We start from the raw sequence: 12,102 nt of genomic DNA on the forward strand, positions 1-12,102 counted from the left end.
GCCACCCGAGCCCCTTCATAAGACGAGCCGGCGAAGCGTGAGCGCTCCATCCACTTGGTGGGAGCCGCGGATCCACGCCGACCGCCGCCCCCTGCTGCTGACGCGCAACCGTATCCAGGCGGCCCTGCGTGCGCATTTCGCGTCCCGAGACTTCGTCGAGGTCGAGGCCGCCTGCCTGCAGGTCTCGCCCGGGAACGAGGCGCATCTCTCGGCCTTCGCCACCGAGGCGCTGCTGCCGGACGGTAGCCGCGATCCGTTTTACCTGCACACCTCGCCGGAATTCGCCTGCAAGAAGCTGCTTGCGGCCGGAGAGCCGAAGATCGTCAGCATCGCCAGGGTGTTCCGCAACCGCGAGCGCGGCCCGTTGCACCATCCCGAGTTCACCATGGTCGAGTGGTACCGCGCAGGGGAGGGCTACGAGGCCTTGATGCAGGACTGCGCCGAAGTTCTGGCGCTCGCCGCCGAGACGGCTGGCGTAACGCGCCTGACCTATCGGGGTCGCGAGGCCGACCCGTTCGCGTCCTTCGAGCGGCTGAGCGTGGCCGAGGCCTTCGAACGCCATGCCGGCATCGATCTGCTCGCGACGATGGCACCCGATGGCAGCACCGACCGCACGGCGCTTGCCGAGGCGACCGCCACGCGCGGCCTGCGCGTCGCCGCCGACGACACCTGGGCCGATCTCTACTCCCGCATCCTGGTCGGACTGATCGAGCCGCATCTCGGCGATGGCCGCCCGACCCTGCTCTGCGAATATCCGGTCAGCGAGGCCGCGCTGGCCCGGCCGAGCCCGGACGACCCGCGCGTCGCGGAGCGTTTCGAACTCTATGCCTGCGGCGTCGAACTCGCCAACGCCTTCGGCGAGTTGACGGATCCCGCCGAGCAACGCCGCCGCTTCGAGGCCGAGATGGACGAGAAGGCCCGCGTCTACGGCGAGCGCTATCCGATCGACGAGGACTTCCTGGACGCCCTCGCGATCATGCCGGAGGCCTCGGGCATAGCGCTGGGCTTCGACCGGCTGGTGATGCTGGCGACCGGCGCACCGCGCATCGACGATGTGATCTGGACCCCGGTCGCGCGAGGCAGCGCGTCGTGACCCGGCACCTACGCAGCCCAGCCGACCTGGCCCGCGCCGGGATGGTGCGGCCCGAAGATCTGTCCGGTCTGGAGGCGGTGGCGGCGCGCTACGCCGTTTCGCTCACGGCCGACATGGCCGAACTGATCGACCCGGCCGATCCGGCGGACCCGATCGCGCGCCAGTTCGTGCCCAGCACTGACGAACTGGAGACGCATCCGACCGAACGGGCCGATCCGATCGGCGATACCGTCCACGCGCCCTTGCCCGGTCTGGTCCATCGCTATCCCGACCGCGTGCTGCTCAAGCCGTTACATGTTTGCCCGGTCTATTGCCGGTTCTGCTTCCGCCGCGAGGTGGTCGGACCCGAGGGGCTCGGTACCCTCAGCGATGCGCAACTCTCGGGGGCCTATGCTTACATCGCCGCCGACCCCGGCATCTGGGAGGTCGTGCTCACCGGCGGCGATCCATTCGCGCTCTCGCCGCGACGGCTCGGCGCGATCACGCTGGCGCTCGATTCGATCCCGCACGTCCGCGTGCTGCGGATCCACACCCGCGTGCCGGTGGTCGATCCGTCGAGCGTCACCGACGCCCTCGTCGCCGCCCTGAAGGGCTTTCGCGGCGCCGTCTTCGTGGCGCTTCACGCCAACCACCCGCGGGAATTCACGCCGGCCGCGCGAAAAGCCGTCGCCCGGCTCGTCGATGCGGGGATTCCGATGGTGAGCCAGAGCGTGCTGCTCGCCGGAATCAACGACGATCCCGAGACGCTGACCGCACTGATGCGCAGCTTCGTCGAGAACCGGATCAAGCCCTACTACCTCCACCACGGCGACCTCGCTCCAGGCACCGGGCATTTTCGAACGAGCCTTCCGGAGGGGCAGTCCCTGATGCGGACGTTGCGGGCGACACTGTCCGGGCTGGCCCAGCCGACCTACGTCCTCGACATTCCCGGCGGGCACGGCAAGGTACCGGTGGGGCCGGGCTATCTGCGCGAGGCCGGCGAGGGCCATCGCGTCACCGATCCGCAGGGCATCGAGCATGCCTATCCACCCGAGCCACATGAGGAGACCTGATGCGACGACTGTGGGGACGGGCGAATTCCGTCAACGTGCAGAAGGCGATCTGGGGACTTGAGGAACTCGGCCTGCCCTACGAGCGGATCGATGCGGGGGGCGCCCATGGCGTGGTCGGTGAGGAATCCTATCGCGCGCTCAACCCGAACGGGCTCGTTCCGACGCTGCAGGAGGACGACTTCGTGCTGTGGGAGTCGAATGCGATCCTGCGCTACCTCGCACGCCTGCCCGGCTCGTCGCTGGCCCTGCCTGACGAGCCGCGCTCTTGCGCCCGCGTCGACCAGTGGCTCGATTGGCAAACCACCACCTTCACCCCCGCCATGCGCGACTGCTTCTGGCAGCTAATCCGGGTGGCGGAGGACCAGCGGGACCGGCCGGCGATCGAAGCCTCGCGCGCCCGGAGCGAGGCGGCGGCGGCTCTGCTCGACTCCCACCTCGCCGGCACGGCCTTCGTGGCGGGCGACACCTTCGGCATCGCCGACATCGCGGTGGGCTGTGCCGCCCATCGCTGGCTTCACCTGCCGATTCCGAGGAAAGAACGTCCGAATCTTGCGCGATGGTACCGCACGATCGCGCAACGTCGAGCCGCCGTTGTGGTTGTGTCTGAGCCGATGAGCTGACTCTCCGCTCTCAGCAGGCTCGCGGTGGTGAGCCGCGGGACGCCTTTTCCGAAACCTGCTTGGCCCGACAGCGGCGCCGGACGAGGCCCAGATGCGCGATACCGCTTCACCTGCGCCGAAAGGCCCAGAATCCGGAAAAGCCATGTTCTTTCCGCTCTCGAAGATCGTCTTCTTCCTGATCACCCCCTCGAACTTCCTCATCCTCATCGGGCTGCTCGGGTGCCTGCTGCTGTTCACGCAGGCCGGCGGGGCATTCGGGCGCGTCCTGGCGATCGCCGGATTCGTCGGGCTCCTGACCGCCGGCCTGTCTCCGCTCGCGGCCTGGACCATCATGCCGCTGGAGGACCGCTTCCCCGCCTTCGTCGATGACGGTCGCCCGATCGATGGGATCCTCGTGCTCGGCGGCGGACTCATGACCACGATCTCCGCCGAGCGCGACCAGCTCACGCTGAACGACGCCGGCGAGCGCCAGATCGCCCTCGCCGACCTCGCCCGGCGCTATCCCACGGCGCGGCTGCTGTTCTCGGGGGGCAGCGGCAACATCAAGGACGGCACGATTTCCGAGGCGGGCACGATCGGCCGTTTCGCCGACACCCTCGGCGTACCGCGCGACCGGCTGATCCTGGAGGAGCGCTCGCGCAACACCCGCGAAAACGCGCGGTTCAGCGCCGAGCTCGTCCCGCCAAAGCCGAACGAGCGCTGGCTGCTCGTGACCTCGGCCTGGCACATGCCGCGCGCCGTCGGCTGTTTCCGAAAGGTGGGATATGCCGTGACGGCCTATCCCGTCGACTATCGCACCGCCGGCCCGCGCGACGCCCGCCGCTTCAACACCTTCGCATCCGACGGGCTGCTGGAATTCGACCTCGCCGTGAAGGAATGGATCGGCCTCGTCGCCTATCGGCTCGCCGGCTACACCGACGAATGGATGCCGGCGCCGTGAGACCGAACCGCTCCGGCGTCCCAACGACTCCGGCCGAGTAGCCGGCGGCCATTGGGCGTCGCGCGCGCGTCGCGGGCGAGGGCCAGGGCGGCGAACCAGCATCCGATCGGGATCGAAGTGAACGACGGAACTGGCGTCAGTCCAGGGCGCCGATTCCGACTTGGTCCGTTAGCGGTAGCGGCAAATCCCCCGGATACGATAGCGACCGGGCGGGCAGCCGCCGGGGGCACCGGTGAGGGCGCGGCGGATGTCGCCGCGCGGGCCGTTGTTGAGGCGGCAGCCGCCGTACGGGCCGCGATGGGCCCCGAAGCCACAACCGCCGCGCACGAGCGTCACGGCGGGGTCAGCCGCCAACGGTGCCTGCGCGAGGGGCACGGCCCATGCCGTGCCGCCAGCCAGCAGCATCGCGGACGCCGCAACGATCAAGCCGGTGAACTTCATGATTTTGGTCTCCTTGATGGATAGGTCGGCTCTTCCCCGATCGAGCCCTGCGGACTTGCCCTTGGATCTCTGCCTCGACCCCGGACAATCCGGACGAACCCTGACGGCGCTCGATCCGTTCCGAGGGACTGCGGGCAATGCGGATCCGCACAAGACACTATGCGTTTCGAACCCCGCACCTGCGTATGCACGCAAAAATAATGCGCGCCGACCGAGGCCGCCAGTCGCACCGCATCATGTCTTATTGTGCAGCGCACTCAACGGCTTGCGCCGCAAAGCTCAATTGGAATGAATCGTCACGGAATTTTCATGTGATTGAATGCAATTCCGGGGACTTGAAAATGGAAGCCCACATCCGACCTGTCGACCTATCAGCAGGGCACAACGACACACTGTAAGAGCGTATCCGGCCACCGTCACTGGCGTGGAATTCCCACAGGTAAATGTCGACTTGTTGAGACGATATTCCAAATCCAGGAAGGATAACTATCATGGCCTCCACGCAGACAGACAACCAAGCGAAGAACACTGCCGACCGCGCCGTCGGCCAGACCCAGGATGTCGTCCGCACGGTTCAGGACAACGTCCAGAACGTGTCGCGTCAGGTCTTCGAAGCGACAGAGCGCCTTACGCGCGGCTTCAACCTCTCGAAGGAAGATGCGGAGCGCTTCGCCAACCAGTCCCGCCAGAACCTCGATGCCGTGACCCGTTGCGGCACGGTGCTGAGCCAAGGCTTCCAAGAGGCCTCGCGCCACTGGATCGAGTTCAGCCAGAAGCAGTTCCAGCGCAACCTCGCCGCCGTGAACCGGCTGGCCCAGGCCAAGACAGTTCAGGAATTCACGGCAATCCAGAGCGACGTCGTGCGTGAAGGCCTCGAGCATTTCATCAAGGACGGCAAGGGCATCGCCGAAACCTCCCTGAAGCATGCCGAGGAAGCCGGCAAGATCTTCTCCGGTGCGGCGAAGCAGACGGCTCAGATCGCCTCGCGCCCGAACTGATTTGTCATCATATGATGTCGAGTGAAGGGGCGGCCGTCGGGCCGCCCCTTTTTGCGTGCGAAACGCTCTTGAAGCGACGGATGTTCGCGAACCGCAGCTTCACCACGTTCTGATGTCGAGCCCGGTCTGCGAACGCCGCTCGACACCATCCCGCTCATCCATGCCCTTGCCGACGAACTTCGCCCACAGCACCGCGGCCGCTCCCGTGGCAAGTGTCGTCGCGACGGTCAGAGAGAAGAAGCCGAGAAACAGGCTCAAGGCGACGCTCCGTCAAACTGTAGGGATGGCGGACAGGCTGGCCGAAAAGGCTTAGCAGGACCTTACCGAGGGCGTGGAGCCCGTGCCGGGCAGCGCGAGGCGAAAACAATCCCATGGCTCTGAAGACGACGTTCGTGGTGCAGACCTTCGTGGTGAAGCGCAAACGCCTGCTGCCCGGCGACCGCGAGATCGCCCCTACCGAAAGTGGTGCCCTCAAGAAGGCCGAGGCGATGGCGGCCCGTATGCCCGGCACCGCCGCCATCAAGGTCGTCGCTGACGACGAGACCGGTGAACTGGAGAGCGCGACGATCCTGGCTCAGTTCGGCGAGGTGCCGGACGATTTCGCGGAGAGCCTGACCGGCGGCTGAGCAGGCCAACGACCCGTGCGCGCAACCGAACACAGGGTGAACAGAGATCTTGACCGGGCTCGGCGGCGAGGGCATGTTCTTTGTATGTTCCAGGCGCCGTCGAATCGATCGATGCCGCCGTCCACGAGGGCCGCAGCATGACCGACCTCAGCATGGATGCCGGCAACGATGCCGTCCTGTTCGCGAATGATGACTGGCAGCTTCTTCCCGACGGTCTCGAGCACCGCGCGACGGGCTACTTCATTGCGCGCGCGGCCCTCTCCGACCGTCGGGGCGACGGTCTCTGGACCTGGCCGCTGCAGCTCGCTGAGAAGAGCTGGTGCGCGCCGCGCCTGTTTCGCGAGGCGTTCCTGGCTGCTCTGCAGCGCTTCGAATGCGGCCTCGACGAGGCGCTGACGCGCTCCTTCGCCATCGGTTTCGGCATGCGTCCGGCGCTCTCCGGCCGCGACGGTTTCGTGGCGCTCGGGGACGTCATCCGGCCGAAATCCGCAGCGCGGAAGCGGCCTGTCGAGACGAAGGCAACCTCGCGCCAGCCGGTCCGCGACCGCGTCGGACCCGGAGAGCGAGTTCCGATGGGGGCGAGCGCGTGAGGACCTGACCAAGAATTTGGCGGGGCATTCCTGGACTCTCTCTACGGAAATATCCCCTATTCGCCCGCTCGTTGCGCCGGGATCAATCCAGCGTGACGCCCGTGAACGAGAAAGGGGAAGGGTGGCCGCTACTGGCAGGCTTCGCGCGTAGCTCACGCTTGGTTCCATCCGTGCCGACCGCTCGTCACTCTGGGTGTTACGCATAGCGAACAACTGTGATGATGGCCGCGAAAGCAGCTATATCTCGCCGTCTTGACCCTGAGCATCCTCGTCAACCAAGTTATCAAGTCGCCAGACTTTTCCTGAGCCTGGACTGCTCGGGGCGAACCAGGACCGCTATGGAGACGGCTGCAGGCCGTAGAATCGAAAAGGCTCACCCGTTGAGCGAAGCGATGGATGACACCCATCAATTGCGTGAGCAGCTTTCGCGGGCGTGGCAGACGACCCTGGACGCTGCGATCGCGCAGGGAATGCCGACACTCGCCGTCATTGAGACGATGTCGGCTGTTGCGCACGCGCGCTTTGCCGATTCCTTCGGGCCGGCCGCTGCTGCCAATTACCTCCAGCTTTTGGCGGAGCAGCTGCGCGACATCGAACAGAATGAAACGGGAAATTTGATCAGCGGAGAACAGCCGCAAGATTTCGTTAGCGAGGGCGATATGGAAATGGCCCTGGACCCGAATTGGCTCGTTGGCGACAAGTCATTCGAATAGAATGGTTTTTCAGCCAGTCAGCTCAGGACGAAGCATCGCTGGATGGAAAGCGAACTAGCAATCGGTCCATCGTTTTCGCTCGGTACGGGTCTCACGGAGCCGCGCCGGATTCGTCGATTTAGTAAACCGCGGGCGCGAGGCCGACGCGACCGCTTGCCACCTGCGGCTCGATCCGCTGCACAGCCTGACGAGCCCGCGGCGACGGTCGCCTGAGAGCATCGACTGTCGATGCTCGCCATCCCTGACACTGGTTCACGCGCCGTCGGACGCTGCGCATTTCTGCAGAAAACTAATTCCCGCTTCCCTTTCGAAGCGATCGCAAAGCTTCGCCTCGGCGATGGAGCCCAGGACTGGTTTCCACTTCGTCGGATGGCGCTCAAGCTGCGCAACATTCAAAACCGAAGGCGTCGGGAGCGGCAGTTCCGGTAATGGCGCTCTGTCTCCGGCTTTCGGATCGCGCACCGCGTCCGATACGAGCCAAAAGGCGCACGCATCCTGCGCCGCCGACTTGCTCTTGCCTCATTTCCCGCAGATTTGGCGCGAAACGAGCAGCCTTTCGCAAATGTTCTACGATCGTTCTTAAGTATCGGTTGTGCTTATGCGAGCTCTCGAATTAACATAAGGTCATGATTCCGCACAACGACTGCGCGAATTTGACCTGTCATTTTGTCCGATGCTGGCCTGTCAGCCACCGTAACGGATCGCTGACTGGGCGGGGAACCCTGCGATTGCGTTATCGAAGGAGGGTCGATGTGGGCCGAGCCAATGGCTGATGGCGGGCGAAACGCGACACCCGCGTCGGCGGAGCCTCAGGCTGCCGGCGCATCCGCGGGGCAGCAAGCTCCCCGACCGGATTCCGGCCTCAGTGCGCTTGCCCTGGTCGCGTCGTTCCATCAGGTCCAGTGCGAGCAGAGCCATGTGCGGCACGAACTCGGCCTTGGTACAGGCATGGCATCGCCCGTCGACGTCGTCCGTGGCGCCAAGCTGATCTCGCTTCGGGCCCGGCTGCTAAAGAATCAGAAGCCGGAGAGGCTGGAGCGGGTGCCTCTACCGGCCATCATCCAATGGGATGACAACAGCTTCCGACTCATCGGCCGCCGGCTGGAAGACGGCACCTTCCGCGTCGTCGACCCGGCCGCCCGGACGGCCGAACACATGCCCCGCGAGCGCGTCTTCGAGCGCTGGAACGGGACGGTCATCCTGATCGCGCGGCGCGCCAGCCTCGCCAAGATCGTCCAGGACTTCGGCCTTACCTGGTTCCTGCCCTCGATCTGGCGCTACCGCAAACCGCTGACCAGTGTCATCGTCGCCTCACTGTTCATCCAGATCTGCGGGCTTGTCACGCCGGTCTTCTTCCAGATCACCATCGACAAGGTGCTGGTGCACAAGGGCTATTCGACCCTCACACTCGTGGCGGTCGGCCTCGTGGTGCTCGGCCTGTTCAAGGTCGTCCTGCAGCATCTGAGGCAATACATCCTCACCCACACGACGAGCCGCATCGACGTCGAGCTCGGCGCACGCCTGTTCGATCATCTGCTGCGTCTGCCGCTCGGCTATTTCGAGACCCGTGCCACCGGCCAGACGGTGGCGCGGGTGCGCGAGTTGGAGCAGGTCCGCGCGTTCCTCACGGGGCAGGCGCTCACGGCCGCGATCGACGTGCCGTTCACGCTCATCTTCATCCTGATCCTCTATGCCTATTCGCCCCTCCTCGGCCTGATCGTGACGCTCTCGATCCCTTGCTACATCCTCGTGGCGGTGATGCTGCGTCCGATCCTGCGCGAGAAGACGTTGGAACAGTTCAACCGTTCGGCGCTGTCGAACCAGTTCCTCATCGAGTCGATCGTCGGCATCCACACGGTCAAGGCCATGGCCGTCGAGCCGACTTTGCGCGTCCAGTGGGAGGAGCGGCTCGCAGCCTACGTCAATACATCCTTCGTGACCTCTATCCTCGGAAGCATCGGCCAGAATGCGATCCAGTACATCAACGCGGTGACATCGGCGCTGGTGCTGTTCTTCGGGGCCTACGCCGTGATCAACGGCGATATGACGGTCGGCAGCCTGATCGCCTTCAACATGATCATGGCGCAGGTCACAGCGCCGATCCTGCGCCTCAGCCAACTCTGGCAGGACTTCCAGCAGGTGAAGGTCTCGATTGAGCGCCTCGGCGACGTGCTCAACGCGCCCGTCGAAACGCGCGCCACCGCCCAAGCCCATCTGCCGCCCGCCGCAGGCCGGCTCACGGTGCGCAACGTCTTCTTCCGCTACCAGCAAGGCACGCCGGAGGTCCTCCGGGACGTCTCGATCGACATTCCGGCAGGGCAGGTGATCGGGATCGTCGGCCCCTCGGGGAGCGGCAAGTCGACCTTCACCAAGCTCCTGCAACGCCTGTATGTACCCGAGAAGGGGCAGGTTCTCGTCGACGGGATCGACGTGGCCCAGGTCGACCCGGCCTGGCTGCGGCGCCAGATCGGCGTGGTGCTTCAAGAGAACCTGTTGTTCAACAAGACGGTCCACGAGAACGTCGCGCTCGCCAACCCGGCACTCACCCGCGCACAGGTGATCCAGGTGTCGCGGCTCGCGGGCGCCGACGAGTTCGTCAACCGGATGCCGCATGGTTACGACACCATGATCGAAGAGCGCGGCGCCAACCTCTCGGGCGGCCAGCGACAGCGCCTCGCCATCGCGCGCGCGCTCGCCACGAACCCGCGCATCCTGATTCTGGACGAGGCGACCTCGGCCCTCGACTACGAAAGCGAGCGCATCATCCAGGACAACATGAAGCACATCGTCAGGGGCCGTACCGTGGTCGTGATCGCGCATCGCCTCGCGGCCGTACGTGGCTGCGACCGCATCATCGCCATGCAGGACGGACGCATCGTCGAAGACGGTTCGCACCACGAGCTGATCGCACGGCCCGGCAGCCTCTACGGCCGCCTCTGGCAACTTCAGTCCTACCAGGGTCCAGAGCGGGGATCCGCAGCATGAGCGCCCAGCCCGGCACGACACCACCCGCCGACCCCCCGAAACTTCCTGCCACCGGATCGGTTGCCCGCTCGCGTCTGCCGGTGCTTCGTGCCAGTTCGCTGCCGACATCGGCGCTGGCCCGGAGGATCCGGACCTTCGCGAACACGCGCGAGGACCAGGAGTTTCTGCCGGCCCATCTCGCGATCCTGGAGACACCGCCCTCGCCGCTGGCGATGGTGTTCACCTGGACCCTTTGCGCCCTGTTCGCCTCCGCCCTGATCTGGAGCTTCCTGGCCAACCTCGACATCTATGCCGTGGCTTCGGGCCGCGTTCAGTCGAGCGGCCGCTCCAAGGTGTTGCAACCCTTCGAGACCAGCAAAGTCGAGGCGATCAATGTGTCCAACGGCGCCCGGGTCAAGGCCGGCGACCTTCTGATCAGTCTCGATCCGACCGATGCGGGTGCCGATCTGGCCGGCCGCGTGAGCGATCTTGAGGCGCTTGCAGCGCAGATGGCGCGCCGCGTCAGCACGATCCAGGCCATTCGCGAGGGTCAGAAGACGGCCGAGCCTGCCTACGCGGAGACGACGCCGCTGCCGATCAAGATGCGTGAGACGGCGGCAATGGTTGCCGACCTCAATCAGTACTACGCGACTCGACTGGCTCTCGAAGCACAGATCGCCGAGAAGCAAGCGACCGAGCAGCGGCTGACCGCGAGCATCGCCGCCCGCGAACGCCTGCACGCCGTCCTGACCGAACGCGCCACCATGCGCGAGACCCTCGTATCGCGATCCGCTGGGACACGCGCGGCCGTGATCGACGCGCTCCAGCAGGTCGAGCAGGTCGCTGCCGACCTCGCCTACGATCAAGGGCAGAAGCAGGAGGCGAAGGCCGGCGTCGATTCGCTGCTGCGCCGGATCGAGCAGTTGACCAGCGAGACGATCGCAAAGCAGGCCCAGTCCCTGACCGAGATCGCGCAGAAAGTGGACAGCTTGCGCCAAGACGTGATCAAGGCACGGTTGCGGCGTGAGCGCATGGAGCTGCGTGCGCCCATCGACGGCACCGTGCAGCAGCTCGCCGTGACCACGGTCGGCCAAGTGGTGACGGCCAGCCAGCCGCTCCTCGTGCTGGTGCCGAGCGACGGTCCGTTCGAGATCGAAGCGCTCCTTCTCAACACGGATATCGGTTTCGTGGCTCCTGGCCAAAACGTGACGGTGAAGGTCGATTCCTTTCCGTTCACGCGCTACGGAACCGCAGAAGGGAAGGTCGTCCGGGTCTCACGAGATGCGGTGGACGAACGGGATGCGAGCGGATCGACCGACACCCTCTCGGTGGTGCGAAGTCAGGGCGTGTCTGCGGCGAACGGCACGCCCCGCACGCAGAACCTCGTGTTCCCCGTCACCGTCGAGGTTTGGAAGAACAACATCGTGGCCGACGGCAAACCTGTCGCACTGACTCCCGGCATGACGGTGCAGGTCGAAATTCAGACGGGCACGCGCCGGGCCATCGACTACATCCTCTCGCCGATACGGGAGACCACATCTACGGCCGGGCACGAGCGCTGACGTCGGAACGCTGACCCCAGCCTGGTGCTCGATACCGTTCGCTCACCGAGCGAGTCGCGGCCGCTCGCTCGGATTGGCTGCGTTCGCTCGGCACTGCGCGAGCGCAGTGCCGAGCGAACGCTGTCAAATCAACGAACCCGGCGCGTCGTCCGACCGCGCCGGTGCCTGCTTCGTTGAACCAGCACCCACGCGACGTGAGCCTGAACACTTGGTTCGTCAGTCACGCACTTCCGGCACAAACACCGAATCTCACGGTGCCGGCGTAGCGCCTTATCGAGTGCGGCCGAGCATCGCTCAAATCGCGTCCAGGTATTCAGACTGCTGCAGCGATAGCGAGCCGATGATCGTTCATGCCGAGAGTGGTGGTGCCAGCAGACGATTTTTTGCTGAATACAGGGTTATTGGCGAGCTCACGTGAGATACGCTCGGCAAGAACCTGAACTTTCCCCAGTCGCCGGCAGGTAGCTTCCGACGCCGCACTATCCTGCAACGAAGAAAGTTCT

At 65.3% G+C, this 12,102-nt stretch carries 13 protein-coding genes; 10 read left to right on the forward strand and 3 right to left on the reverse strand.

The window, feature by feature from the left end:
- The first annotated feature begins 37 nt into the window (after positions 1-37).
- The 4 genes from epmA (at position 38) to MHA02_RS03460 (ending at position 3,705) form a co-directional block, all read left to right on the forward strand.
- Positions 38-1,093 carry an EF-P lysine aminoacylase EpmA gene (epmA, locus tag MHA02_RS03445; RefSeq protein ID WP_147076560.1) on the forward strand — a complete coding sequence of 352 codons (1,056 nt, stop codon included), beginning with the start codon at positions 38-40 and terminating at the stop codon, positions 1,091-1,093.
- Entirely contained in the window at positions 1,090-2,145 is a 1,056-nt protein-coding gene (locus tag MHA02_RS03450; RefSeq protein ID WP_147076561.1) for a lysine-2,3-aminomutase-like protein, read from the forward strand. The genes epmA and MHA02_RS03450 overlap by 4 nt, the downstream gene beginning before the upstream one ends.
- Positions 2,145-2,765, forward strand: coding sequence for a glutathione S-transferase family protein (locus tag MHA02_RS03455; protein WP_147076562.1), 621 nt, complete (start codon positions 2,145-2,147; stop codon positions 2,763-2,765). The genes MHA02_RS03450 and MHA02_RS03455 overlap by 1 nt, the downstream gene beginning before the upstream one ends.
- A 142-nt stretch (positions 2,766-2,907) precedes the next feature.
- Positions 2,908-3,705 carry a YdcF family protein gene (locus MHA02_RS03460; protein WP_147076563.1) on the forward strand — a complete coding sequence of 266 codons (798 nt, stop codon included), beginning with the start codon at positions 2,908-2,910 and terminating at the stop codon, positions 3,703-3,705.
- Positions 3,706-3,873: 168 nt separating this feature from the next.
- Here MHA02_RS03460 and MHA02_RS03465 read toward each other — a convergent pair whose 3' ends face one another.
- Entirely contained in the window at positions 3,874-4,146 is a 273-nt protein-coding gene (locus tag MHA02_RS03465; protein WP_147076564.1) for a GCG_CRPN prefix-to-repeats domain-containing protein, read from the reverse strand.
- A 491-nt stretch (positions 4,147-4,637) separates the two neighbouring features.
- Here MHA02_RS03465 and MHA02_RS03470 point away from each other — a divergent pair, with 491 nt between their 5' ends.
- Positions 4,638-5,144, forward strand: a complete 507-nt coding sequence (locus tag MHA02_RS03470) for a phasin family protein (protein WP_147076565.1) — start codon at positions 4,638-4,640, stop codon at positions 5,142-5,144.
- A 99-nt stretch (positions 5,145-5,243) separates the two neighbouring features.
- Here the strand turns inward: MHA02_RS03470 and MHA02_RS21985 are convergent, their stop codons facing one another.
- Complete coding sequence (locus tag MHA02_RS21985; RefSeq protein WP_170248997.1) at positions 5,244-5,402, reverse strand: hypothetical protein; 159 nt, start codon at positions 5,400-5,402, stop codon at positions 5,244-5,246.
- 113 nt (positions 5,403-5,515) lie between these two features.
- Here MHA02_RS21985 and MHA02_RS03475 point away from each other — a divergent pair, with 113 nt between their 5' ends.
- The 5 genes from MHA02_RS03475 (at position 5,516) to MHA02_RS03495 (ending at position 11,599) form a co-directional block, all read left to right on the forward strand.
- Positions 5,516-5,770, forward strand: coding sequence for a hypothetical protein (locus MHA02_RS03475; RefSeq protein WP_147076566.1), 255 nt, complete (start codon positions 5,516-5,518; stop codon positions 5,768-5,770).
- Positions 5,771-5,907: 137 nt separating this feature from the next.
- Entirely contained in the window at positions 5,908-6,360 is a 453-nt protein-coding gene (locus MHA02_RS03480; protein WP_238180541.1) for a hypothetical protein, read from the forward strand.
- A 380-nt stretch (positions 6,361-6,740) separates the two neighbouring features.
- A complete protein-coding gene (locus tag MHA02_RS03485) occupies positions 6,741-7,073 on the forward strand; it encodes a hypothetical protein (protein WP_244612397.1) in 333 nt (110 codons plus the stop codon).
- Positions 7,074-7,838: 765 nt separating this feature from the next.
- Positions 7,839-10,058 (forward strand): type I secretion system permease/ATPase, encoded by a 2,220-nt coding sequence (locus MHA02_RS03490; protein ID WP_147076596.1) that lies wholly within the window; start codon positions 7,839-7,841, stop codon positions 10,056-10,058.
- Complete coding sequence (locus tag MHA02_RS03495; RefSeq protein WP_147076568.1) at positions 10,055-11,599, forward strand: HlyD family type I secretion periplasmic adaptor subunit; 1,545 nt, start codon at positions 10,055-10,057, stop codon at positions 11,597-11,599. The genes MHA02_RS03490 and MHA02_RS03495 overlap by 4 nt, the downstream gene beginning before the upstream one ends.
- 313 nt (positions 11,600-11,912) lie before the next feature.
- Here the strand turns inward: MHA02_RS03495 and MHA02_RS22430 are convergent.
- Positions 11,913-12,102, reverse strand: a 190-nt coding sequence (locus MHA02_RS22430) for a hypothetical protein (RefSeq protein ID WP_210245047.1), incomplete at its 5' end; no start/stop codon positions are given.

This window comes from Methylobacterium haplocladii, assembly GCF_007992175.1.
In the GTDB taxonomy this organism is placed as follows: domain Bacteria; phylum Pseudomonadota; class Alphaproteobacteria; order Rhizobiales; family Beijerinckiaceae; genus Methylobacterium; species Methylobacterium haplocladii.

Bases quoted from the DNA above. Each gene is read 5' to 3' on its own strand.
- MHA02_RS03475 (WP_147076566.1), top strand. From the start codon at position 5,516: ATGGCTCTGAAGACGACGTTCGTGGTGCAGACCTTCGTGGTGAAGCGC.
- MHA02_RS03460 (WP_147076563.1), top strand. From the start codon at position 2,908: ATGTTCTTTCCGCTCTCGAAGATCGTCTTCTTCCTGATCACCCCCTCG.
- MHA02_RS03470 (WP_147076565.1), top strand. From the start codon at position 4,638: ATGGCCTCCACGCAGACAGACAACCAAGCGAAGAACACTGCCGACCGC.
- MHA02_RS03455 (WP_147076562.1), top strand. From the start codon at position 2,145: ATGCGACGACTGTGGGGACGGGCGAATTCCGTCAACGTGCAGAAGGCG.
- MHA02_RS03495 (WP_147076568.1), top strand. From the start codon at position 10,055: ATGAGCGCCCAGCCCGGCACGACACCACCCGCCGACCCCCCGAAACTT.
- MHA02_RS03480 (WP_238180541.1), top strand. From the start codon at position 5,908: ATGACCGACCTCAGCATGGATGCCGGCAACGATGCCGTCCTGTTCGCG.
- MHA02_RS03465 (WP_147076564.1), bottom strand. From the start codon at position 4,146: ATGAAGTTCACCGGCTTGATCGTTGCGGCGTCCGCGATGCTGCTGGCT.
- MHA02_RS03490 (WP_147076596.1), top strand. From the start codon at position 7,839: ATGGCTGATGGCGGGCGAAACGCGACACCCGCGTCGGCGGAGCCTCAG.